The 25875-nt window shown below is 34.8% G+C and carries 24 protein-coding genes; 15 read left to right on the top strand and 9 right to left on the bottom strand.

Annotation, left to right across the window (positions count from 1 at the left end):
- Nucleotides 1–157 precede the first annotated feature (157 nt).
- Nucleotides 158–1471, top strand: a complete 1314-nt coding sequence (locus R1X58_RS15600; RefSeq protein WP_240573298.1) for a voltage-gated chloride channel family protein — start codon at nt 158–160, stop codon at nt 1469–1471.
- A gap of 15 nt (nt 1472–1486) precedes the next feature.
- Nucleotides 1487–2275 (top strand): S1/P1 nuclease, encoded by a 789-nt coding sequence (locus R1X58_RS15605; RefSeq protein WP_240573299.1) that lies wholly within the window; start codon nt 1487–1489, stop codon nt 2273–2275.
- Nucleotides 2276–2357: 82 nt separating this feature from the next.
- Here the strand turns inward: R1X58_RS15605 and R1X58_RS15610 are convergent, their stop codons facing one another.
- The 5 genes from R1X58_RS15610 to lpdA all read right to left on the bottom strand — a co-directional run bounded on the left by R1X58_RS15610 (nt 2358) and on the right by lpdA (nt 8408).
- Complete coding sequence (locus tag R1X58_RS15610; protein ID WP_240573300.1) at nt 2358–3848, bottom strand: MFS transporter; 1491 nt, start codon at nt 3846–3848, stop codon at nt 2358–2360.
- A gap of 228 nt (nt 3849–4076) precedes the next feature.
- A complete protein-coding gene (locus R1X58_RS15615; protein ID WP_240573301.1) occupies nt 4077–4991 on the bottom strand; it encodes a DMT family transporter in 915 nt (304 codons plus the stop codon).
- Nucleotides 4992–5128: 137 nt separating this feature from the next.
- Entirely contained in the window at nt 5129–5956 is an 828-nt protein-coding gene (locus R1X58_RS15620) for a mechanosensitive ion channel family protein (protein ID WP_240573302.1), read from the bottom strand.
- Between the two features lie 224 nt (nt 5957–6180).
- Entirely contained in the window at nt 6181–6747 is a 567-nt protein-coding gene (locus R1X58_RS15625) for an RNA polymerase sigma factor (protein WP_240573304.1), read from the bottom strand.
- A 260-nt stretch (nt 6748–7007) separates the two neighbouring features.
- Complete coding sequence (lpdA, locus tag R1X58_RS15630) at nt 7008–8408, bottom strand: dihydrolipoyl dehydrogenase (protein WP_240573305.1); 1401 nt, start codon at nt 8406–8408, stop codon at nt 7008–7010.
- 271 nt (nt 8409–8679) lie between these two features.
- Here lpdA and R1X58_RS15635 point away from each other — a divergent pair, with 271 nt between their 5' ends.
- From R1X58_RS15635 to R1X58_RS15655, 5 genes are all read left to right on the top strand, one after another.
- Nucleotides 8680–8889, top strand: a complete 210-nt coding sequence (locus R1X58_RS15635; protein WP_240573306.1) for a dodecin — start codon at nt 8680–8682, stop codon at nt 8887–8889.
- A 139-nt stretch (nt 8890–9028) separates the two neighbouring features.
- The gene (gene smpB / locus R1X58_RS15640) at nt 9029–9487 is read left to right on the top strand and encodes an SsrA-binding protein SmpB (RefSeq protein WP_240573307.1); all 459 of its coding nucleotides are present in this window, start codon (nt 9029–9031) and stop codon (nt 9485–9487) included.
- 94 nt (nt 9488–9581) lie between these two features.
- Nucleotides 9582–10136, top strand: coding sequence for a hypothetical protein (locus tag R1X58_RS15645; protein WP_240573308.1), 555 nt, complete (start codon nt 9582–9584; stop codon nt 10134–10136).
- A gap of 44 nt (nt 10137–10180) precedes the next feature.
- A complete protein-coding gene (locus tag R1X58_RS15650) occupies nt 10181–11980 on the top strand; it encodes a Xaa-Pro dipeptidyl-peptidase (RefSeq protein WP_240573309.1) in 1800 nt (599 codons plus the stop codon).
- An 11-nt stretch (nt 11981–11991) separates the two neighbouring features.
- Nucleotides 11992–12435 carry a YybH family protein gene (locus R1X58_RS15655; protein ID WP_240573310.1) on the top strand — a complete coding sequence of 148 codons (444 nt, stop codon included), beginning with the start codon at nt 11992–11994 and terminating at the stop codon, nt 12433–12435.
- Here R1X58_RS15655 and R1X58_RS15660 read toward each other — a convergent pair.
- Nucleotides 12432–13073, bottom strand: a complete 642-nt coding sequence (locus tag R1X58_RS15660) for a protein-L-isoaspartate(D-aspartate) O-methyltransferase (RefSeq protein WP_240573311.1) — start codon at nt 13071–13073, stop codon at nt 12432–12434. The two genes, R1X58_RS15655 and R1X58_RS15660, sit on opposite strands and share 4 nt — an antisense overlap.
- 161 nt (nt 13074–13234) lie before the next feature.
- Between R1X58_RS15660 and R1X58_RS15665 the strand changes: the two genes are divergently transcribed.
- The 8 genes from R1X58_RS15665 to miaA all read left to right on the top strand — a co-directional run bounded on the left by R1X58_RS15665 (nt 13235) and on the right by miaA (nt 23090).
- Entirely contained in the window at nt 13235–14194 is a 960-nt protein-coding gene (locus tag R1X58_RS15665) for a Gfo/Idh/MocA family protein (RefSeq protein WP_240573312.1), read from the top strand.
- Nucleotides 14195–14282: 88 nt separating this feature from the next.
- Complete coding sequence (locus R1X58_RS15670) at nt 14283–15173, top strand: 3-hydroxybutyryl-CoA dehydrogenase (protein ID WP_240573313.1); 891 nt, start codon at nt 14283–14285, stop codon at nt 15171–15173.
- A gap of 15 nt (nt 15174–15188) precedes the next feature.
- On the top strand, nt 15189–15857 hold the full coding sequence (locus tag R1X58_RS15675; protein WP_240573314.1) for a YggS family pyridoxal phosphate-dependent enzyme: 669 nt from the start codon (nt 15189–15191) through the stop codon (nt 15855–15857).
- A gap of 32 nt (nt 15858–15889) precedes the next feature.
- Nucleotides 15890–17254: an exonuclease domain-containing protein gene (locus R1X58_RS15680; protein WP_240573315.1), complete on the top strand. Its 1365-nt coding sequence runs from the start codon at nt 15890–15892 to the stop codon at nt 17252–17254.
- A 38-nt stretch (nt 17255–17292) separates the two neighbouring features.
- The gene (locus R1X58_RS15685) at nt 17293–19299 is read left to right on the top strand and encodes a DUF3857 domain-containing protein (protein ID WP_240573316.1); all 2007 of its coding nucleotides are present in this window, start codon (nt 17293–17295) and stop codon (nt 19297–19299) included.
- Between the two features lie 40 nt (nt 19300–19339).
- Nucleotides 19340–21307 carry a transglutaminase domain-containing protein gene (locus tag R1X58_RS15690; RefSeq protein WP_240573317.1) on the top strand — a complete coding sequence of 656 codons (1968 nt, stop codon included), beginning with the start codon at nt 19340–19342 and terminating at the stop codon, nt 21305–21307.
- A gap of 21 nt (nt 21308–21328) precedes the next feature.
- Nucleotides 21329–22189, top strand: a complete 861-nt coding sequence (locus R1X58_RS15695; protein WP_240573318.1) for an ion transporter — start codon at nt 21329–21331, stop codon at nt 22187–22189.
- Nucleotides 22182–23090: a tRNA (adenosine(37)-N6)-dimethylallyltransferase MiaA gene (gene miaA, locus R1X58_RS15700; RefSeq protein ID WP_240573319.1), complete on the top strand. Its 909-nt coding sequence runs from the start codon at nt 22182–22184 to the stop codon at nt 23088–23090. Before R1X58_RS15695 ends, miaA begins: the two co-directional genes overlap by 8 nt.
- A gap of 7 nt (nt 23091–23097) precedes the next feature.
- Here the strand turns inward: miaA and R1X58_RS15705 are convergent, their stop codons facing one another.
- From R1X58_RS15705 to R1X58_RS15715, 3 genes are read right to left on the bottom strand one after another with little or no spacing between them, the layout of a single operon-like run.
- Entirely contained in the window at nt 23098–24600 is a 1503-nt protein-coding gene (locus tag R1X58_RS15705) for a hypothetical protein (RefSeq protein ID WP_240573320.1), read from the bottom strand.
- A gap of 10 nt (nt 24601–24610) precedes the next feature.
- Complete coding sequence (locus R1X58_RS15710; RefSeq protein WP_240573321.1) at nt 24611–25192, bottom strand: hypothetical protein; 582 nt, start codon at nt 25190–25192, stop codon at nt 24611–24613.
- On the bottom strand, nt 25176–25727 hold the full coding sequence (locus R1X58_RS15715; protein WP_240573322.1) for an RNA polymerase sigma factor: 552 nt from the start codon (nt 25725–25727) through the stop codon (nt 25176–25178). The genes R1X58_RS15710 and R1X58_RS15715 overlap by 17 nt, the downstream gene beginning before the upstream one ends.
- Nucleotides 25728–25875: the final 148 nt, after the last annotated feature.

A 25875-nucleotide genomic window follows, 5' to 3' on the forward strand; every position in this document is an offset into this window, starting at 1 on the left:
ACGAAAACAACAATTTTGTACAAAAACAACTAAAATGCATATATTCAACAAAAATTACATGTTTCGCCATACACTTCCATTAAATATTTCAAAACCCTAGTGCACATAAGCTTACAAAATTTATTATTTCATTTATATTTGTGTCTTATTGCAATTTATGAACCTAACCAATATTAAAAAACAGCTTTTTGCTTTCGAACAAATACCATCGCTATTATATCTTATCAAATGGCTTTTTATTTGTTTGGTATTAGGAGCTCTGGCAGGTAGCGTTTCAGCCTTTTTTCTTACCGCTTTAGAGTGGGCAACCAATTACCGCGAATCTCACTTATGGATTATCTGGTTACTGCCCGTAGGTGGTTTCATTATCGGCTTATCCTATCACCTTTTTGGTAGCAGTGTTGTAAAAGGCAATAACCTGTTACTGGAAGAATTTCATAGCCCTAAAAAAATCATCCCATTTAAAATGGCGCCTTTGGTACTTTTCGGAACCATTGTTACGCATTTATTCGGGGGTTCGGCTGGTCGTGAGGGTACGGCAGTACAAATAGGTGGTGCCATTGCCGACCAGTTTACCAAAATTTTAAAACTCTCGAAACGCGATAGAAAAATCATTTTAATTGCCGGTATTAGCGCCGGTTTTGCTTCGGTATTTGGTACACCTTTAGCAGGCGGAATCTTCGCGTTGGAAGTGCTTATTTTAGGGCGTTTACGCTTAGATGCCATCATACCTAGTTTTATGGCTGCCGTATTTGCCGATTATTTTTGCCGGGTTTGGGGCGTACCCCACACCCATTATCACATTGATAGCGTAGCCGAAATGACCCCCATCAATCTGCTATGGGCTTTACTAGCGGGTATCATTTTTGGCTTAGTAGCTATGTTATTCTCAAAATCGACACATTTCTGGGGAGACCTGTTTAAAAAACACATTAGCTATCCGCCATTGCGTCCTGTAATTGGTGGTGTGGTATTAGCTATCACCATTTACTTTATGGGTACGACCAAATACATAGGTTTAGGAATTCCGACTATTGTAGATGCGTTTAGCGTTGACTTAAACTCATACGATTTCCTTCTAAAAGTTCTGTTTACCTCATTTACTTTGGGAGCAGGATTTAAAGGTGGCGAAGTCACGCCTTTATTCTATATTGGCGCCACACTGGGAAACGCATTAATATGGTTCATTCCGCTACCAATGGGCTTATTGGCCGGTATGGGATTTGTAGCCGTATTTGCCGGAGCTACCAACACCCCAATTGCGTGTACGATAATGGGTATAGAACTTTTCGGAATCGAATCAGGAGTGTTTATCGCTCTGGCCTGCAGCACCGCTTACCTGTTCTCAGGACATTCCGGAGTGTATGCCTCGCAGATTATAGGAAGTCCTAAAAACAATTATTATTTACGTGAGAAAGGTCTGCATCTATCTGATGTGGAAGACCGTCGCGACCAGAATAAACCAAAATAAAATATATACATATCTATGAAATCCTTCTCCCTTCACCTTTGTATTTTAACTATTCTTATTTCCTCCTTAAATCTTAACGCCTCAACAGTAGACGACTGGGGAGCTACCGGACATCGTGTGGTTGGCGAAATTGCTCAAAAATATTTAAAAGGAAAAGCGAAACGTGAAGTCAACCGTTTGCTGAAACAACATTCTTTAGCGTTTGCCTCGACCTATGGCGATGAAATTAAATCGGATAAAGCTTATGACAAGTATTACACCTGGCACTTTGTTAACATGCCTTTTGATGAAACCTATGAAACTTCTGAGAAGAATCCTGATGGTGATTTAGTAACAGGTATTGAATCCTGTAAAGCGGTTTTATTAGACAAAAATGCATCTGATGAGGATAAAATCTTTCACTTAAAAATGCTTATTCACCTGATTGGTGATCTACACCAGCCAATGCATGTAGGATTAGCTGAAGATAAAGGCGGAAATGATTTCAAACTACAATGGTTTTACAAAGACAGCAACCTGCACCGTGTTTGGGATTCAGATATGATTGAAGATTATAAAATGGGCTATGATGAATTGGCTGACAATGCCGATGTATTATCTAAAAATCAAATAAAAGCCATTCAGGAAGGTTCTGTTATAGATTGGGTGAACGAAACCCACGACATTACTAAAAAAGTCTACGCTTCTGTTGAACCCAACGAAAACTTAAGATACCGTTATTCTTACGATCATTTTAAAACGGTTAGAAGTCAGTTACAAATAGCTGGTATACGTTTAGCGAAAATATTGAACGATATTTTTTAAAACAACCAACTGCTTAAAACATAAAAAGCCGTCTTGGACTAACAACAAGACGACTTTTTATTCTACAACACCTGAAACAACTTTAATCTACATTATTCTCAAATTTATTAACCAATAAAGGTGTTGCTTTATTTGTCATTTGCTGTATTACTCTGTGCATCCAAACCAAACAAACTGCCGATAGTATGAGCATAAGTATCCAGCAACTCGACCAAAGTCCTGTGCCTTCCAGTAAGTACCCAAACAAAATAGGACAAAAGAAACCTCCTAAACCTCCAAGTACACCTACCATACCTCCTACTACACCAACTTCTTCCGGAAAATAATCAGGAATATGTTTATATACCGCAGCCTTTCCAATTCCCCAAACCGATCCTATAATTATGGCAATAATGGCGAAGATCCACACGTTAGCCTGAAAGTAAATATGAGTTTTCCCTTCGGCCAGCAATTCTTTTTTACTCACCTTATCGCCCTTTTTCACACGCACCTGCTGCCAGGATTCCTTAACCGGGAAAACCCTAAACTCATCATCAGCATGAGCCAATTCTTTTGAACGCTGTATTACAGGATAGGTTATATTGTTAACCACAATATGCGTATCGCTTACCTCAGTAACTTCTCCGGAGCCTTTTGCCATAATACCTTTTCCAGCAGCGTAAATATCCATTCTGGGGATAATTAACGTCGAACTTAACACCACCGATGTTCCTAACACCCAGTACATCACTTTTCTGGCTCCAAACTTATCGGATAACCAGCCACCAAAAGCTCTGATTACTCCTGATGGTAAACTAAAACATGAGGCTAATAGTCCTGCAGTGGCCAAATCCAGAGCATACACATTGGTGTAATATGGGACGAGCCATCCTGCGAAAGCCACAAAGCAACCAAAGACTAAAAAGTAATACAACCCAAATCGCCAGACGCGTACACTCTTTAAAGGCTGCAACATGCCTGAGAGGCTTTTTGTACTTGATACCGGTTTCTTATTGGTCGTCGTTAAAAAGAATATAATCGCCATCAATACTAAACATGCGGCGTAAATTCGTGGCATCATTCGCCACCCTTCCAAATTTGTTCGGCCATCGGTTAAATAATTCAATAACTTCGGCCCTACCAATGTTGTAATAGCGGCCCCTGCATTACCAGCTCCAAAAATCCCCAAAGCAATGCCTTGTTTTTCTTTAGGATACCAGATAGATGAAAAGGCAATACCTACTGCAAAGCTGGCACCTGTAATTCCAAACCCCAGACTGCATAAAGCAAACGACCAGAACCCATTGGCATAAGACAAAAGATACATTGGTATGGCGCAAATTAAAAGCAAGCCAGCAAATACCGGTTTACCTCCTAACTTATCTGTTAAAATTCCTGCCGGTAAACGAAATATAGCACCTGTTAACACTGGAATACCTATTAACCATCCTATTTCTACAGCGCTCCAGTCGAACACCTGATTATCTGCGAGAAACGTTACTAGAATACCATTTAACAGCCACGCTGCAAAACAGAATGTAAATGCCAGAGTATTAATAAACAATGTTTTATTTGCGCCTTGTGTTACTTTCATACCAATGTATTTTAAAACCTAAAACAGAAATACGTATTTATTACGTAACTAACGCAAATATATAAGTATAAATACTTAGAGACAAATAAAAATCCTAATAATTTTAACACGAAAATGAATAAAACCTGCGAAATAGCAGTAAAAACAATGGTTTTAGGATGTTGTTAAAATTTACGGCCTACGTAAAAAATACGTAGTTTTAATTTTGTAATTGGTAAAAAAAGTGGTTTAGGTTGATAATTCAGACAAAGCCTGTGCTTTAATCCGTTTACGAGACGCACGCGCAAAAAGTGTTTGAAGTACAATAGATAGCACAATGAAACTTAAACCAATCCAAAAGGATAAGGTAAAATCGGCTGCTTCATTAAAAATAATAGCCGAAAGTATAATGGTATAAATAGGCTCTAAATTAAAACTTAAGTTCACGGTAAACGAGCTGATATGGCGCAAGGCATTATTCAGCAACAGGCATAGTAATACCGTACAGAACAGGGACAAGATTAATAAATACCCCAAATCTGAGGTATTAGGAAATTGAAACACAAAATCGGTAACCTGAGTAAACAAAAGAATAATACATCCTAATCCTATAAACCCGCCAACCATTTGAAACGTAGTTACCTTAAGCGTATCATGTCTATGAATAAAACGCTCATTAAAAATGGTAAATACCGATATAAATATTGAAGAAATAACCCCCAGCGCAATACCTAGCCGATACGAACTATCGAAACCAAAAATTAAAGCAATCCCTATTAAGCTAAGGGTACTTAAGCCTAAATTCCGAATAGAGAAGCCCTTTCGGTTTATTAAAGGTTCCAATATAGCCGTAAAAAAACTGGTGAGACAAAAGCACAAAATACCCAACGACACGGTTGAGGCTTTAATACTTCCGAAAAAGAACACCCAATGCAAAGCCAGTAACACCCCATTAGCTAACATGAGTCCATTCGTTTTACTCCAGAATGGCACATTGGTTTTGCGACGCTGTAAATACTTCAGCAAAATAAGTAATACTGCAGATGAAAATAACACACGGTAAAACACCAACAGCATTTCATTAAGCATTACCAGTTTACCAAACAAACCAGTAAAGCCGGCTAAAATAATAGCAATATGCAATTCTAAATACGACCTGTTCATTTAAAGATAAATTACCGGGCTAATTTAGCCGATTAAAACCAATAAAAAAATCCCTTCCCAAATTAATGGAAAGGGATGAGTAAAGAGCGTTCGGATTACAGAAAAGTAACCAACCAAATTTTAACCCTAACTTAAAGTTATTCCCGTATTCTTACTTGACTCTCTACTATATCTTTAATAGGTATTACCAATTTCCCTGTTAATGTTTTTATGGTAATGGAAATATTATCAATGCGCTCGACCTCGCCTTTAATATCGTTAAACTCTATCACCTGTCCTATTTCATAAGTCTTTCTGGCATAAAACGCCCTTAGTAAATCGTTTACCACACGTTGTGCTCCCAAACCGAAAGCAATAGCAAATGCCAGTAAAAAGGCCGCTAAAATCATGGTAATATTACTTGTAATGATCTCTGTGTCTACCCCTGCCTGATTTAATGCGGTAATAGATATAAAAACAAGCAATACTAAAAATACCACCTGACTGATAAATTTAGCACCAGACATATCCATAGAATCAAAAAAAGACTGAATCCCCTTTTTAATAAAATTAGCCAGCAGTAAACCAATGGTAAATATGATTAACGCCGAAAATAACTGTGGAATGTATCTCAAAAAGTTTCTGATTTCCTCTGAAACTATGGTAAGATTTAAAATATCGGTGATTACGATAACAATAATTAAATACATCACCCATTTCACAAACTTGGTTATAATGCCAATAACATCGAAATTCAATTGGCTACTTCCCAAGAACTGAATTTCATTTAGTTTATCATCTAACTTATCGGCTTTAGCAAACTTGAGTCCTCGTCTAACAACAAAAACAATAAGCTTAATACTTAACCATCCTATAATTAGAACAGCCAATGCACCGAGTAAATTAGGCACCACTTTAGCCACTTCATTTGTCATAGTTGATAATGAATGCATTACATTATCATTCCATTCCGTTAATTTATCCATGTTTTATTTTTAGCGTTAGGTTTTATTTGGTTTAGTGATCTTTTACATTTTCTTTTTTCTTTGTTTTACGGTCTGTTCTATAACTTTAGCAATATCGAAAGAGAACAAACTCGCCATTTCCATAAGTAGCTTGGCCACGGCGATATCGTTCATCACCTTAGACTTAAGTTCCGGGGGGACTTCTTTTAGGGGCTTATTTATATATTGAAACGGATTATCCATTATCAAAATTCATTATATACTGTTAAAAGCTTTTCCTTGGCACGTTTAATTCTCATTTTAACCGCACTCTCACCAATTCCTAACACACTCTCAATTTCTTTAATTGTCAAGAAATCTTGATACTTTAGGAGTAAAATCATTTTCTCATCAGGAGAAATTAAGTTCAATGCATCTTTTAGTTTCTCTACCTTCATCTGGCTAAAATCCTCGTCGTAATGATCATCGGTAATATTTTCAATATCGTAATGATCTACCGCCTGCTTTTCTATTTTTTTAGCCGTATTTCTCGTTATATAATTGACACAATGGTTATACGTAAACGCATATAACCATGTTGAAAATTTTGAACTTCCTTTAAAACTAGACAACTTCACAAAAAGCTTTAAAAATACATCCTGAGTTAAATCTTTTGCTTCATCTTCATCTTTTGAAAAACTTAAACATTTGTTATAAACTAGCGTCGCATACCTATCATAGAGCACTTCAAACAACAGCGTGTCATTGGTTTTAACAATGGCGCGAACAAGATCCTCATCTGGTAAACTGGTACTAATATTGTTGATTTTCAAGGTGCGCTTGCTGCTATTTTATTACTTTCTTTTTTAATGAGACACAACCCAAGAGGATAAGTCACACTATTTTGAAAAAAATTACAAAAAAAATGCAACCTCCATAAAAGTTGCTTTCTTTTTCATCTATTTATTGACATATATCAATTTACAGTCATTATATAAGTGATTTATCTTACATAAAAACCAACCTAGATAAAAACAAAAAAGCCCTTCTACTTAAAAAGTAAAGGGCTTATATATTTATTTTGAAATGGTAATTACATGTGTAACGCTCTATCTTCAGTAGCTGCTAATGCTGCTTCTTTAATAGCCTCTGTAAATGTTGGATGTGCGTGAGACATACGAGAAACATCTTCAGCTGATGCTCTAAACTCCATAGCTACAACTGCTTCAGCAATCATATCGGCTGCACGGGCGCCAACCATGTGTACACCTAAAATTTCATCGGTTGCTTTATCTGCTAATACTTTAACAAATCCGTCGATATCCATACTTGCTCTGGCACGACCTAAAGCACGCATTGGGAACGAACCTGCTTTGTAAGCTACACCTGCTTCTTTTAATTGCTCCTCAGTTTTACCTACGGCAGCAACCTCTGGCCATGTGTAAACCACACCAGGAATTAAGTTATAATCGATATGAGGTTTTTGTCCTGCTAATGTTTCAGCTACAAACACACCTTCTTCTTCAGCTTTGTGCGCTAACATCGCTCCTTTAACAACATCTCCAATTGCATATATGTTTGAAGCACTGGTTTGTAAGTGATCGTTAACTTCAATCTGTCCGCGTTCTGTTAATTTAACGCCTGCAGCTTCAGCGTTTAATCCGTCTGTATACGGACGACGTCCAACAGATACTAAACAGTAATCTCCTCTGAATTCTACTTCTTCTCCTTTTTTATTATCAGCCTTTACAATAACCTCATCACCAACACGCTCTACAGATTTCACTTTGTGAGACGTATTGATATTGAATTTTTGTTTCTTTAAAACTTTGTTTAGTTCTTTCGATAAACCTCCATCCATAGTTGGAATGATACGATCCATGAACTCAACAACAGATACTTCTGCTCCTAAACGCTTATATACTTGTCCAAGCTCTAAACCAATAACACCACCTCCAATTACGATTAAGTGTTTTGGAATTTCTTTAAGTTTTAAAGCTTCTGTAGATGTGATAATTCGCTCTTTATCAATATTTATAAAAGGTAAGCTGGCTGGCTTACTTCCTGTTGCGATTATACTGTTTTTTGCTTCGATTTCAATAGTTTCTTTGCCTGCAATAGTAATATGCGTAGCGTCTTTAAAACTTCCTAAACCGTGGTAAACATCGATATTATTTTTCTTCATTAAGAAATCGATACCACCTGTCGTTTGATCAACAACTGCTTGCTTACGAGCAATCATTTTCTCTAAATTCACTTTTACATCTCCAGGGATTTCAATACCGTGCTCTTCGAAATGCTTAACCGCATCTTCGTAATGGTGCGACGAATCTAATAATGCTTTACTTGGAATACAGCCTACATTTAAACAAGTTCCTCCTAATGTGCTGTACTTTTCTATAAGGGCAGTTTTCATGCCTAATTGTGCGCAACGAATAGCTGCAACATATCCTCCAGGACCCGAGCCGATAACGGCTACATCGTATGAATTCATAAAATTATTTTGATAATCGTTTATTTAAAAGTCGAGAAACAAAAGTACAAATGTTTTATGGGAAGACAATAAAAAACAATTCATTATAAAGTGATTTTATCATTTTTATAACACTAATTATTAATATTTCAAAAAAACAATAACCAGACTATTTTTTTTCAAATAAAACCCAATAAAAACTAAGTATTAATTAAGTATAAATACTTAACGAAATGAATGATTCATCCATTTTTCGTATCTTATATGAATCATTTTAAAATTAATAATAGACATGGATGCACATATTTACAAGAAAATAGAAATTGTTGGCACTTCAGAAAAATCAAGTGATGATGCCATACAAAATGCTTTAGAAAAAGCTTCAAGATCAATTCATAACCTTAGATGGTTTGAAGTTATTGAAACCCGCGGCAATATTGAAGACGGACAGGTAGCCATGTGGCAAGTGACTTTAAAAGTCGGCTTTACTATGAACCCTTAAAATCACTACCAGCTTACCTATAATAAACATCCTCATATTAAACCAACTAAATAAAAGGATAATATAATTTGGATTTTAGGTAATCTTTGATGCTTATACAAATCTCAATTTTCGAGTAAATTGTGTAGTTTTGTGCGTGATGCAGAAAAAGATTAACATACAAAATAAGAAAGCCCGTTTCCTTTATGAAATACTTGATAAGTATACCGCAGGAATTGTGCTTACGGGAACCGAAATTAAATCAATACGTAGCAGTAAAGCCTCTATAGCTGAAAGCTTTTGTGAATTTAACCAACGTGGAGAACTTTTCGTAATCAATATGACTATTGAAGAATACGCCTTTGGAAACTACTACAACCACCGACCAAAAGCCGAACGTAAACTCCTTTTAAACAAGCGCGAATTAAAAAAACTTTATAAAGAAGTGCAAAGTACGGGGCTAACTATAGTTCCACTTCGTCTGTTTATTAACGATAAAGGATTTGCTAAAATGGATATTGCTTTAGCTCGTGGAAAAAAATTACACGATAAACGCGATACTATTAAAGACCGCGATAATAAACGTGATTTAGACAGAATAAAGAAAGCTTACAAATAAAAACGTAACCTAAAATATTAATGTTTAAGATACGTTTAACAAGATATTAAGAACCAAACGGCTATATTTAAACTTAATTTTATAACCTTATAGAATGAAAAAAATCATTTTGCTTGCTTTTTTAAGCACTTTATCTATTTCAACTTTTGCTCAGGATGAAGCTCCTAAAGAAGAAAACAAAGAACCTGATTACACACAAAATGTACAAACCATAGACAATATTGTTCGTACATTATATGATGTGATTTCCGGAGATCCTGGAGAAGAACGCAACTGGGATTTATTCAAATTTCTGTTCTATAAAGATGCTAAATTAATTGCTTCAGGAAAAAACCAAATGCGTGAAGCTATGGTTAGCTACATGAATCCGGGCGATTACATTAAAAACTCTGGAAAATGGATGGTTGAACATGGTTTTCATGAAAGAGAAATTCATCGTACTTCCAATACATTTGGTAATATGTCTCAAGTATTCAGCACCTATGAAGCTTATAAAAATAAAGAAGACGAAGAGCCTTTTATGAGAGGCATCAACAGTATTCAATTATATAATGATGGTAAACGTTGGTGGATTATAAATATATACTGGGCAAACGAGTCTCGAAGAACACCAATACCGAGAACATACTTACCAAAGCAAAAATCTTAATATTTATGTTGAAATTAAACAACACTTTAAAATGCTCTATTCTTATGAGCATTTTTTTTTCAGCTACCTCTACTTTTGGTCAAAAAGCTGAACCCGTTTTTAAAAACGGTGAGGCTCAAATTATTGAAGCCTTCAGTAATCCTGACAAATGGATTCGACATGATTTATGGGTAGAAACCACTTTCGATTCTGATGGTGATGGTAAACCGGATCGTGTGCATGTAGATGTTACCAGACCATCTCAAACCGAAACTGAGGGGTTAAAACTTCCTGTTATTTACGAATCAAGCCCATACTACGCCGGTGTCGCTCCAGATATTGATGGTATCTTCTGGGATGTTAATCACGAATTAGGTGAAAAACCTAAAGACCATGTACACCCTGAAGTTACCCGAATAGGAAAACGTCCAATTATATCAAATTCTCAAGTTGGCATATGGGTTCCTCGAGGTTATATCGTAGTCCACTCGTCATCTCCCGGAACAGGATTATCTCAAGGCTCTCCAACCGTTGGAGGAGATAATGAGTCATTGGCTCCTAAAGCAGTTATAGACTGGTTAAACGGACGCGCAAAAGGATATACTGAACCTAACGGAAATGAAACTGTTGAAGCGTACTGGACTACCGGAAAAGTTGGTATGACAGGAACATCATACAACGGCACACTTCCGTTAGCAGCCGCAACAACAGGTGTTGAAGGACTGGAAGTCATTATCCCTGTAGCGCCGAATACATCGTATTATCATTATTACCGCTCTAACGGATTGGTACGTTCTCCAGGGGGGTATTTAGGTGAAGATATTGATGTTCTTTATGAATTTATACATAGTGGTGATGAATCAAAAAGAGCACATAACAATCAGTTTGTCAGAGATTCTATTCTTAGAAAATATCAGGATAGAATTACCGGCGATTATAATGATTTTTGGGCAGGTCGCGATTATTTAAACGATATGGCACCGATGAAAGCTGCGTTGTTAATGTCTCACGGATTTAACGATTGGAATGTCATGCCAGAGCACAGTTATAGAATCTATAAAAAAGCTAAAGAAATGGGCTTGGAAACCCAAATCTACTATCATCAAAATGGACATGGCGGACCACCTCCAGTAGGGATGATGAACCGTTGGTTTACACATTATTTATTCGGAATTGATAACGGAGTAGAAAATGAAAGCAACAAAGCATGGATTGTTAGAGAAAACGACAAACAGTCTGAGCCAACAGCTTATGCCGATTTCCCAAATCCTGAAGCTAAGCCAGTAACACTTCATTTAGTTAAAGGAAACCCTGCAAAAGGAAGTTTAAGCGTAAACACATCAAAAAAGCAAGGCAAAGAAACCTTAGTTGATGATGTAAATTTTGACGGTGCTACTTTAGCTAAAGCTGAAAGTTCAAAAAATCGTCTTATTTATATCACCCCTAAACTTTCAAAAGATCTTCATATTTCAGGTGTTCCAAAAGTTACCGTTAAATTGGCAAGTAATAAACCTGCGGCAAACTTATCGGTTTGGTTAGTGTCATTACCTTGGAACGAAGGCAAAGTAAAGATCACCGACAATATTATTACTCGTGGTTGGGCCGATCCTCAAAACCACAAATCCATTCTAGAAAGCGAGCCGTTAAAGCCTGGTAAATTTTATGAAGTGACTTTCGATTTAATGCCTGATGATCAAATTATCAGAGCAGGTCAACAAATCGGCTTAATGATTTTTTCCAGCGACAAAGAATTTACACTGCATCCAAAACCTGGTACTGAATTAACCGTTGATTTAGACGGAACAACGTTAACTTTACCTGTTGTTGGTGGACTTAATGCTTTTGAAAGCGCAACAAAAGAGTAACCTAACAAAAGATGAAATCCTTAATCGCTCTTTCGCTATGCATTTTATCTATCATCTCATGCCACCAAGATATGAAGCCTAATAAAGAACAAATAGAGCTTTGGAAACAGGAGGTTTTAGAAACCGAACACCGTTTTTCCGAAATGGCGCAAAGCGAAGGGATGAACAAAGCATTTCTTTATTTTGCTTCCGATGATGCTATTTTACTTCGTAATGAAAAACTGATTAAAGGTAAATCGGCCATTGCCGAATATATGGTAGATTCAAACTCAAAAGGACTTAAATGGTCGCCCGATTTTGTAGATGTTGCATCATCGGGTGATCTAGCCTATACTTATGGAACATACAGCTATACGCATCAAGACACAACTGGAAAAGACATAATTACAAAAGGCATCTTTCATACGGTATGGCGGCGCCAAAGTAATGGTTCCTGGAAATTTGTATGGGATTAATTTTTATCCTCTAGCAAAGGTACAAAGCGGAATTCTCCAAATTCATGTTGTTCAAATTCTTTAGGACCTTTTCTAATAAATAGGTTCATAATTTGTACATCTTCACCCACAGGAATCACTAACCTACCCCCTACTTTTAACTGGCTTAACAAAGGCTTAGGCACAAATGGCGCACCAGCTGTAACAATAATACCATCAAACGGCGCTTCCTGAGGTAAGCCTTTATAACCATCACCAAAAATAAAACTTTTAGCTCTATAACCCAATTGAGGTAAAAACTTACTGGTTTTTTTAAACAACTCCTGCTGACGTTCTATAGAATAAACACGAGCTCCCAATTCCAGTAAAACTGCGGTTTGATAACCACTTCCTGTTCCTATTTCAAGTATTTTATCTTCGCGCTTTACATCTAACAATTCGGTTTGGAAAGCTACAGTATAAGGTTGCGAAATGGTTTGGTCTGCTGCAATAGGAAATGCCTTATCGACATACGCATGATCTAAAAAACCAGAATCCATAAAAAGGTGTCTCGGTATTTTACCAATGGCCTTTAATACGGCATCATTTTTTATTCCTTTGTCAATTAACACATTAACCAATTGCTGGCGTAATCCCTTATGTCTAAAAGTATCTTTCAATATTCGCTGGTGTTTGTAAAGGCTAAAATTAGTTAAACATTTTAAAGCTGAAAATAATTTTTATAGAATTTCCGTTGCCTTTCTTTAGTCGAAAATTTATACTAATAATAATGATATTCATACTTTAAATATCTTATTTTTGTTGAAAACCTAATATTATTATGCTAAAAGCCGGTGTACTTGGTGCTGGTCACCTTGGAAAAATACATTTAAAACTTCTAAATCAATCAGATAAATATGAACTTGTTGGTTTCTACGATGCCAACGAGGAAAACGGTAAAAAAGTAGAAGCCGAATTCGGATATAAGTTTTTCAATTCTATAGAGGAATTAATTGATGCTGTAGACATGGTAGATATTGTAACACCTACCCTTTCTCACTACGATTGTGCCAAACAAGCTATTGCTAAAGGCAAACACATTTTTATAGAAAAACCTATTACCAATACGGTTGAAGAAGCCGAACATATCCGTGAACTTTTAGCCGAAAACAAACTAAGAGGTCAGGTTGGTCATGTTGAGCGATTCAACCCTGCTTTTTTAGCTGTTAAAGACGAAATTAACGCTCCTATGTTTATTGAATCGCACCGCTTAGCGGAATTTAATCCAAGAGGAACCGATGTTCCTGTGGTTTTAGATTTAATGATTCACGATATCGACATTATTTTAAGTGTTGTAAAATCTAAAGTAAAACATATTAGTGCCAGCGGTGTTGCTGTTATCAGCAATTCTCCTGATATTGCCAACGCGCGTATTGAATTCGAAAATGGTTGTGTGGCCAACTTAACAGCAAGTAGAATTTCTCTTAAGAAAATGCGAAAAGCACGTTTCTTCCAGAAAGATGCTTACATCTCGGTAGATTTCCTTGAGAAAAAATGTGAAGTCGTAAAAATGAAAGACGCTCCGGAACATCCTGGCGATTTCGATATGGTATTACAAAATGCCGAAGGCGAGAAAAAGCAAATCTACTTCGATAATCCGCCTGTTGCGAATAACAATTCTATTTTAGATGAATTAAACACCTTCGCCGATGCCATTAATAACGATAGAGCACCAATAGTAACGTTACACGACGGTACCGAGGCCTTGCGAGTAGCAACTCAAATTATAAATTGCTTTTAACTAAGCAACGTTTTTATACTTTTAAATAGTTTGGTATTTTTAATATCAAACTATTTATGTATTTAAAAGATAACAAATAGCTTAAAAAATGAAACAGATTGCAGTTATAGGGGCTGGAACCATGGGTAATGGCATTGCTCATACCTTTGCTCAAAACGGTTTTAAAGTGAATCTTATTGATATTAGCGAAGCGTCTTTAGAAAAAGGCTTATCAACCATTTCAAAGAACTTAGACAGAATGATAGCTAAGGAAGTTATAAATGAAACAGATAAAGCCGAAACCTTATCAAATATTGCAACATTTTTAAGCATTCCTGAAGGCGTCAAACAAACCGATTTGGTTATTGAAGCAGCGACTGAAAATATCGACTTAAAACTGGAAATTTTCAAACAGTTAGATGAAGCTTGCGCCGAAGAAACTATTCTGGCAACCAATACCTCATCTATTTCCATTACCCAAATAGCAGCAGCTACTTCCAGACCTGACAAAGTTATTGGTATGCATTTTATGAATCCGGTGCCTATCATGAAACTGGTTGAAGTGATTCGTGGTTACAATACCAGTGACACGGTTACCGAAACTATCATGACACTTTCAGCTGATTTAGGAAAAACTCCGGTTGAAGTAAACGATTATCCAGGGTTTGTTGCGAACCGTATATTAATGCCCATGATTAACGAATCTATTGAAACCTTATACAATGGCGTTGCAGGAGTTTTTGAAATTGATACAGTGATGAAACTGGGTATGGCACACCCTATGGGACCATTACAACTTGCCGATTTTATTGGGTTGGATGTTTGTCTATCAATTTTAAATGTGATGTACGACGGCTTTAAAAATCCGAAATATGCACCATGTCCGTTATTAGTGAATATGGTTTGTGCCGGAAAATTAGGCGTAAAATCCGGGGAAGGATTTTACGATTATTCAGAAAGTAAAAAGGCCGAAACCATATCGATTCAATTCTCTAAATAATATATTGTTTAAAAAATGTCAATACCACAAAATTTAAATCATATAAAATCCGATTTACCTGCACATATTACCCTCGTAGCGGTATCTAAAACCAAACCTGTTCCTGATTTAATGGAAGCCTACAATGCCGGACAACGCATTTTTGGTGAAAACAAAATTCAGGAAATGGTCGAGAAACACGAGGTGATGCCTAAAGATATTCAATGGCATATGATTGGTCATGTGCAGCGCAATAAAGTTAAATACATGGCGTCTTTTGTGAATTTAATTCATGGTGTCGATAATTTTAAACTTCTGAATGAAATAAACCGACAAGCCGCGAGATACAGAAGAACCATCAACTGCTTGCTACAAATAAAAATAGCTGAAGAAGACAGTAAATTTGGAATGACAACCGCTGAAGCTTCAGAAATATTGCAATCTGATGACTTTTCATACTTACAAAATATAAAAATTGTTGGCGTTATGGGTATGGCTACTTTTACTGATAATGAAACTCAAATAAAGCAGGAATTCACCAAATTAAAAGAAACTTTTGATGAATTAAAAGCTATTGAAACCCCAAACTGCAAATTAGAAACCATAAGTATGGGTATGAGTGGTGATTATAAGTTAGCAATTGACTGCGGAAGTACAATGGTTCGGGTTGGAAGTAGTATATTTGGAGAACGAAACTACAACTAAGACATTTCAAGCTTTAAACTTAAGAACATTATTTGTACGCAATATTAGACATAGAAACGACTGGTGGCAAGTATAACGAGGAAGGCATTACCGAAATTGCAATCTACAAATATGATGGACATCAAATTGTAGATCAATTCATTAGCCTTGTTAATCCTGAACGCGAAATACAACCTTTTGTAGTTAACCTAACGGGAATTAACAGCAATATGTTGCGCAATGCCCCTAAGTTTTTTGAAGTGGCTAAACGCATTGTTGAGATTACCGAAGATTGTATTTTGGTAGCTCACAATGCCCAGTTTGATTATCGTATATTGTGTACCGAATTCAGACGTTTAGGTTTCGAATATATTCGTCCTTCTTTATGTTCTGTTGAACTTTCTAAACAACTTATTCCGGGACAACCTTCTTATAGTTTAGGCAAATTGGTAAGATCTTTAGGGATTCCTGTAAGCGATCGCCATAGAGCATCAGGTGATGCATTGGCAACGCTTAAATTGTTTAAACTGTTATTAGATAAAGACACTTCTAAAAGTATCATTCAGCAATCTATTAAACTAAATCCTAAGCATCAGCTTGAACCAAGACATTTAGATATTTTAGCCGATTTACCTTCGGAAACCGGTGTTTATTATATTCATAATGCAGAAGGTAATATCATTTATATTGGCAAGAGTAACAATATAAAAAAACGCGTCAATCAGCATTTTACAAATACCAATAGAAAGTCTAAACAAATTCAGAATTTAGTGGATTCGGTGAGTTATGAAACCACAGGTAGCGAACTTGTAGCGCTTTTAAAGGAAAGCGAAGCGATTAAAAACATTAAACCTAAATTTAATCGTGCACTCCGTAGAACGCGTTTTACTCATGCCCTTTACAGCTTTACTGACGATAAGGGGTATATTAATTTAAAAATAGATATTGCAGACGGTCGTAAAAAACCCATAACCACGTTTAGCAACAGAGACAGCGGTAAAAGTTTTATAAACCACGCCGTTGAAGAATATAAACTTTGCCAGAAACTAACCGGCATATACCAAACCAAAACCAGTTGTTTTAATTACGATATAAAACAGTGTGAAGGCGCTTGCATTGGCAAAGAATCTCCCGAAAATTATAACGATCGTGTTTCTAAATTAATAGCTAAAAACAGTTACACTAACCAAAACATGGTTATTATAGACAGAGGTCGTGATATTGACGAGCGCAGTGCTATTTTAATTGAAAATGGCGTATTTAAAGGTATCGGTTTTTATAATCTAAACTACCAGATTAATAATATTGAGATTCTTCAATCTATTATTACTCCAATGCAGAACAATAGAGACACTCAACATATTATTCAGAGTTACCTAAGGAAAAATAAGAAACTAAAAACAATTTTGTTTGATTAATTAATTTTCAGAACTTTAACAGTAACGATTAAACTGTTATGACACGAAAATTAATTAAAATCCTGACGCTCTTTATAAGTCTGTGTGGTTTTTCTCAGGAATATTATAATACTCAAGGGTATGATGTTACCTTTGAAGACTTAAAGGGCTCCAGTTATGAAGCAGATTCTGAAGCCAATGCCTTAATCATTTACGAATCTGTTCAAGTTTCTACAGATATTGATTTTGAATTTAAAGATTGTATCTATTTTATTAGAAAAGTTATTCGAAAAATTAAGATTTTAAATGAATCTGGGTTGAGTAACGCCATACATTATATTTCTTTATACAATAACGAACTAGCTAGTGAAAAAGTTGAAAATATTAGAGTTATTACCCATAATATGGAGAATAATGAAATTATTGAAACCAAATTGAATAAGGACCTGATTAAAAACGAAAAACATAATAAACATAGGTCTTCACTAATCTTAAATCCACAAAATGTTAAAATTGGTTCTGTAATAACCTATAATTATACTATTAAATCTCCTTTCTTGACACATCTTAACGGTTGGCAGTTTCAAGAAGACATTCCTAAATTATACAGTAAACTAGAGTTAAGTATTCCCGAAAATTTTGAATATGACGTTAAAATTTATGGAGATATCTATTTAACCGATTCTAACACTTTAATTAAACCAAAATGCTTCGCCATTCAAAACACCATTCCAACGGTTTTGGCTAACAGTCCTTATTTGTATATCGATTGTTTTGATTCTTATTACATAATGAAAAATATTCCTGCCTTTAAAGAAGAGGCCTATACTCTATCTAAAAGAAGTTCTGTGGCTCGAATTGAATTCGAATTAAAACAATTTACATCTGTTTCTGGTAAGGTTACTGATTATACAAAATTCCACAAAGATTTTGATGACGAGGTAATTCAAAGTAAAATTACAGGCAGACAATTAACACAATCTCAAGTTAATAAAATTTTACCCGATAAAATCCTATCTGAAACCAATAAACTAATTAAAGCCAAAGAAATCTATAATTTTATTCAGAAAAACTACAATTGCAATGGAGTTAACAATATCGTTGAAGATTTTTCCCTAAATAACGTTATTGACAATAAATCTGGCAATGCTCAATCCATAAATCTATTACTATTAAATGCATTAAATGAAGCCGGTATAAAAGCTAAACCTGTAATATTATCTACAAGAGATAACGGGTTAGTTTCAAAAATCAACTTCGATTTATCTGATTTCAATTATTTGCTTGTTGAAGTCGAACTTAATAAAAAGACGTATTTGTTAGACGCTTCAAATCCCTATTTAGCCTTTGGTGAAATCCCTTTTAAATGCCTTAACCAATATGGTATGCGCCTAAACTCTAAAAACAATAATGAATGGATAGATATCGATCCCCTTTTTACAACAAATCAACTATACAATTTAGAAATCAATATTGATAAGGACCAGAATGTAAAAGGAACTGTAGCCTGTAAAAAAACTGGGTATCATGCCTTAAATTCTAAACAAAATTATTTTAACGACGAGCCATCGTACTTTAAGAATTTAACAGAAAGTTTTCCTGATAAAACAATTTCAGATTTTGCAGTTAGCACTTTAAAAGAGGATGTAAATCTTAAAGAAACTTACAACATAACTTACACTATTCAAACAGACAATAATACAGTTACTATTAACCCATTCTTGATTAAATATCTTGATGACATCCCTTTAAAATCAGAAAACAGAATATACCCCATAAACTTTGGTTTCAAAGATAATTACCTATACATGTTTCAATTAAATTTTAATGACAGCTATTCCATAAAGCAAATTCCTGAAAAATTAATACTGGAATTACCTAACAAAAGTGCAACCATGGTGTTATCAAGCAAAGTAATAGGCAACTCTGTAAATTTAATTTTTAAAATTAATTTTAATCAGGCAATTTACCAACCTGATTATTATCAATCAATTAAAGAATTTATTAATGAATTGATTAGAATTCAAGAAAATTCAAACATTATTCTTGAAAGAAAACAACTATAATTTTATATTTTAGTTTAAAAACAATCACATTTATAACTAAATGACAAAATTTACAACTGCCCTGATTTTACTTTTAAATCTTTATTGTTTTGCTCAAGAAAATTATTACCCTTACAGTTTTAACGTAAAACCTGAAGATGTAAAAGCTGAGGCTTTTTCAAAAGACTCAACTGCAAATGCCTTAATTATTTATGAAAGAGGAAATAGTTATGTAGACAACGAGGATTTTGAATTAAAAACAGAAATAGAATGCAAATTAAAGATTTTAAATCGTGAGGGCTTTGATGAAGCTACCATTGTTATCCCCTTATATAAAAACAAAGACAATTCTCAAAAAGTCTTTAATATAGTAGCATCCACGCATAACATTATTTCTGGTGATAAAATTGAAGAAACAACTTTAAGCAAAAAAGACATTCACAACGAAGAATACAACGAAAACTACAATTTGGTAAAATTCACCTTACCTAACATAAAGGAAGGTTCTGTTATTACTTACAGCTACAAAATTACATCTCCATTCATGTTTAATTATAAAGGATGGAACTTTCAAGGTGACATTCCCAAACTATATAGCGAATACAACACAAGTGTTCCTGCTAACTGGCAATACCACATAAAACTCATAGGTGGTAAAAAATTAATGACTAACGAATCTAAAATTGCTAAACATTGTTTAACAACTTTTAATGGCGGTGTTGCCGACTGTACCATATCTAAATACGCTATGAAAGATATTCCTGCTTTCATAGAAGAAGACTACATGACATCAAAACATAATTATTTAGCTCGTATTGAATACGAATTAAAGAGTTTTAAAAATTTCACTGGAGCTGTAAATCATTATACAAAATCCTGGGATGATGTTGATGATGAACTTAAAAAAGAAAAAAGTGTAGGTCGTCAAATACTAAAATCTATTGATGCCAAAGAATTTCTTCCAGAAACAATTATTAATGAAACTGATATATTAAAAAAGGCTAAAGCTATCTACTTTTTTGTTCAGGAAAATTACACATGGGATGGCAAGTACAGTATTTATAACGATGAGTTGTCTGTAAAAGAATTAATTAAAAACAAATCCGGCAACGTTTCATCTATCAATATTTTACTTCATAATTTACTTGATGCCTCTGGAATAGAGGTAAAACCTATAATCATGTCTACGCGCGAAAATGGTTTTGCTACAAAAGAAATACCTGTAATTTCAGATTTTAACTATTTAACGGTTCAAGCTATTGTCGACAATAACACTTACTTCTTAGATGCTACAGAACGTTATTTAACTTTTGGTGAAATTCCTTTTAGATGTTTAAATGGTTATGCTCGTCTATTAGACTTTAAAAGTGGTAGTTCCTGGATTGATATAAATCCTATAAGAACGACCTATACCATGTACAACACCGAGCTAAATTTTGATGATGAGAAAAACCTGATTGGAGAAGTAAAACGAAAATCGTCTGGATATCATGCCTTGTATTCCAAGGAGCGTTATTTTCCAAATAAAAACTCATACGTAGATGAACTTTCCAATTCACTACCCAACACTGAAATTTCAGACTATAATTTAATCTCTGAAGATAAAACCAGTGATAACTTTTATGAAACCTATAACATCCAGTACAAAACCGAACAAATTGGAGACAACATCTATTTAAATCCCTTTTTTGATAAGTTTACTTCCGAAAATCCCTTTAAACTTCAAGAGCGCACCTACCCGGTTGACTTTGGGTATAGAACAAATTATATGTATTCTTTTAAAATTAATTTAGGTGATAAATATACTTTGCTTGAAAAACCACAAGACACAAATCTTTCACTTCCAAGCAACTCAGGTCAACTTATATTTACATCTGAATTAGTAGACAACTCAATAAATTTAATTTTAAAATTCAACTTAAAATCACCTGCATATCCCCCAGAATTTTATCCTTATCTTAAAGAGATTTTTAACAAATTGGTGGATATTCAACAAAATTCCATTTTTGTCTTAAAATCAAATAGCTAATCTTTTCTTATTTTTGAATTAATGGATAAACCACAAGACAAAAACTGGCGCACAAAACTTCATGAAATTATATATGAAGCCGACACGCCTGCCGGTAAACTATTCGATGTGGTTTTACTCATCGTAATTTTAGCCAGTATTTTACTGGTTATGTTGGAAAGCGTAAAGAGTATAGACAGTAAATATCATACTATTCTTAATGTATCTGAGTGGATTATTACCGTCTTATTCAGTATTGAGTACATTGCCAGAATTGTAACAGTTAGAAAGCCTTTTAAATATATTTTTAGTTTCTATGGTATTATCGATTTATTATCGACCATACCAAAATATATTTCTCTGTTTTTTGGAGGCATTCATGCTCTAGCCGCACTCAGGGCATTGCGCCTATTACGTATTTTTAGAATTCTAAAATTGGCGCGTTATCTGGGTGCTTCCTTACGTTTACTTTCGGCATTGCGGGCAAGTCGTGCCAAAATTTCTGTATTCCTATTTACAGTCGTTATTATTGCAATTATTCTGGGAACAATAATGTATTTGGTTGAAGGTGAAGAAAACGGCTTTTCCAACATTCCTAAAAGTGTTTATTGGTGTATTGTAACGCTTACTACGGTGGGATTTGGAGACATTGCTCCACAAACACCTCTAGGTCAATTTATTGCATCTTTGGTTATGATTTTAGGTTATGGTATTATAGCGGTTCCTACAGGAATTGTCTCGGCTGAATATACTAGCCAGATTAAAAAAGATGAAAATGAAGAAGAAAAAGTTAAGCAACCTGTGCACCTGAATACACAAGTTTGTCCAAACTGTTCAACCGAAAAACATAGAGATGACGCGGATTTTTGTTATCATTGCGGCCATAAATTAAACGATGAGTAAATTTCTTATTTCTATAATCGGGCCAACAGCCATTGGCAAAACCGCACTTAGCATTAAACTGGCTAATTACTTTAACACCGAAATTATTTCTGCCGATAGTCGACAGTTTTTTAAAGAAATGCAAATTGGTACAGCAGCCCCAACTACTGAAGAACTGGCTGCTGCAAAACACCATTTTATTCATCATAAATCCATACGGGATAATTACAGTGTAGGTTCTTTTGAAAAAGATGCTTTAACCTGTCTGGAAACCCTTTTCAAAAATCACAATGTCGTTATTATGGTTGGTGGCTCAGGACTTTATGTCGATGCCGTAACCAAGGGGTTAGACGATTTTCCGGATGTTGATGCTTCCATTCGAAATTCATTAAACGCTGATTTAGAGACTAAAGGATTGACTTATTTACAAGAGCAATTAAAATCCTTAGACCCTGTTGCCTACAATACGATTGCCATTGATAATCCGCATCGGGTAATTCGAGCACTGGAAATTTGCATTGGTACAGGACAACCATACTCTTCATTCTTAAATAAAAAAGAAAACGAAAGACCCTTTAAAACCATTACCATAGGATTATCTGCCGATAGGGAAATCATTTACGATCGCATAAACAGACGTGTCGATATCATGATGAAAGAAGGCTTAATAAACGAAGTTAAAAACCTGCTACCTTATAAAGATTTAAATGCCCTAAATACGGTTGGCTACAAGGAAATTTTTAACTATTTAGAAGGAAAATGGGATTTAGAATTTGCTGTTTCAGAAATTAAAAAGAACAGCAGACGTTTTGCCAAGAGACAGCTTACCTGGTTTAAGAAAACTGAAAAGACTTTGTGGTTTGATTATGAAACTGCTGTAGAAAAGATTATAGCATCTTGTGAAGAACAAATTAAAGCGTAAACAGGCTTTACTTCATATCTACCGTACTGTACTTCGCATTTACAACAATATTTTTTCCACTACTTAGGTTTCCTGTTGAAAATGTAGACACATTGTTTTGAGATGTTTTTTTGGGGTGACTAAAACGGGAATGATTACCTACATACTGCAAGCTATATTCCACCTTCGGTAAAATAATGGTGGCATCACTATTTTGAAGCATCACATTCAAATTTGAAAAGGTATCGTCTATTTTTGAAATTTTCAAATCACCAATAGATCCGTTAATAATGGCGCTTCCCTGTAAATTATCGATAACTACATTTGATGAATTCGAATTAATAACCAACTGTTTTGCATTATTAATCGTTGCTTTTTTAACATAATTCAAGGTTAAGTCGCCAACATTCCACGTGGTAACTACAACAGGTGAATAAGAGGCATTAATGGAAGTCTGGCTTCCATTAATGCTATTTGCTTTAAACTTGGTGTATTCTAAATTCGCTTTTAAATTATCAATTGCTGAAGCAAATTCAATTTCTCCGTGTCTTACATTCACTTTTAATTTGGCCTTTTTAGGCAACTTAATTTTAATGGTCTTTTTAACACCTGACATATTTTTATCTGTAACCATTTTTTCAATAACCACACGTCTTTCGTCTGCCAATCGCTCACGCTCCTCCATATATTTTTCACGTTCTTCCATGTGTTTTTCACGTTGCTTTAAACGCTCTTCCAAAGCACGCTCACGCTCCTCCATTTGTTTAGCATGACGTTTTTCTATTTCAGCCGACATTCGTTCTGCATCAGCTTCATGTTTACTGGCATCACGTTCCATTTGCTCTTCAAAACGTTTACCCCATTCTTCCATTTGTTTGGCATATTTCTCTCCCCATTCTTTTTCAAACTTCCTTCCCCAGGCTTCCATTTTCTTTTCATAATCTTTTCCGAAGCTTTTTTCAAACTGTTTGGTATACTCTTCCAAATACTTCTCACCGTCTTTCTTATAAGCTTCGTAATCGAAATGTACTTTCCCAACACCTGCAGGCAACACTGGTAATTCAGGCATCTCAGGTAATTCCGGAAGTTCTGGAATCTGAGGAATAACAACGAATTTTGGAATTTCAGGCATATCTGCCAGTTCAAATTTTAATTCTTTAATAACCGTATGAATAGCCTCATCGTCATCACCTGTACTATATTTGTAAGCCCATACCTGAGGTGCATTTCCTTTGGTAGAAATTGTTACTTCACTCTTAGTAGCATCGACATCTATATTCCAGGCTTTTAAGGCTTTTTCTAAATCTTCCTTGCTTAATTTTTCACCTTCTACATAAGCTTCTATTTCTACAACATCTTTATTCCAGGTATCAATAACAATGTTACTGTAGCTGGTATTCAAACTAACCGTAACGTCTTTATCTACATTAATTGATTGTGACAATCTGGAAAGCTTTTCTTGGGCAATAACATGACCTGCAATGAAAAAACTTAACAGAAAAAGGGCTTTGTTTATAATTGATTTGTTCATTTTTTGATTTTTAGATGGATTGATTTTTGTTTTCAAATTCATTTGAAAGGTTTAATTCCTGTAACTGTGCTCTTAAGCGATATAACAGATTTAAACGAAATTTTAAATTATCAATTAGCGCATTAACGGTTAACTCACTTGGCCCTGAATTGGTTAATTCTTCAGATAAACGTTGATATTCCTTATCCAGTTCCTCCAATTGTTTTACGTAACCATCGAAAAGTTCTTTGGTTTCTGGTGTATACTTAATTTTTGCTAACTCTAAATTGATACTCGCTAAATAATAATCCTCAACTTTTTTAAGGCCTGGAGAAACATCTCCCAAAGTTTTAACTTCACTGGTTTTTGTACTCACCATAGTTTCCGGAGTATTTTCAACTTGTATTTCATTAGCATTATAAAACTGAAAAGCCATAAAACTAAACCCTAGCAAGACAATCACACTGGCAGCGATACTGAACCAATTGTATTTTGGTTTTGAAACAGGTAGCGCGTCATCTAGCTTTTCTAAAAAGCGAGCCTCGTGGTTTTCAGGCATAGATTCTTTTACAATCTCTTCTTCTCTAAATAAATCTCTAATATCTCGTGCCATCTTGTTTTAGTGTTAACAGTTCTTGTAATTTTGCTTTTCCTCTGGATAATTGTGTGCGCGATGCAACTTCAGAAATATTTAAAATCTCTGAAATTTCCTGATGATCGTAACCTTCAATTAAATAAAGCATCACGACGTATTGGTATTTATCCGGTAAATTGCTAATTGCTTGTTTTACATTGCATAATGTAATTGTGTCGTCTACCAACCATTTGTCATCATTTACGGTATCCACCACTTTTAAATGCACTTCTTCTAATTCAACTAATTGTTGCTTTTTGGCTTTTAAAAAATCGATACTTTTATTAACGACAATACGTTTTAACCATGCGCCAAAAGTCACTTCTGCCTTATACTGATGAAGTTTTGAGAATGCCTTTATAAAAGCTTCCTGCACCACATCTTCAGCATCACTGGCATCTTTTAAAAATCGTTTGGCAACAATATACATACCATCGCAGTACTGGTTGTACAACTGCAGTTGTGCTTTACGATTGTTTTGTTTGCATTGTTCAATGATATCGGCTTGAAACATGCTGGTTTTGACTTTTGGTTTAAGTTAGTTCATTTATAAAGACGACACAAAAGTTAAAGTGTTGCAAAAACGAAAAATATTTTTCTTAAAATAAAACTAAAAGAAAGAAATGTGCGTTTGAATTTTTATTAATTATTACTTTTTAAAG

It is taken from the genome of Aestuariibaculum lutulentum (assembly GCF_032926325.1).
Lineage (GTDB): Bacteria > Bacteroidota > Bacteroidia > Flavobacteriales > Flavobacteriaceae > Aestuariibaculum > Aestuariibaculum lutulentum.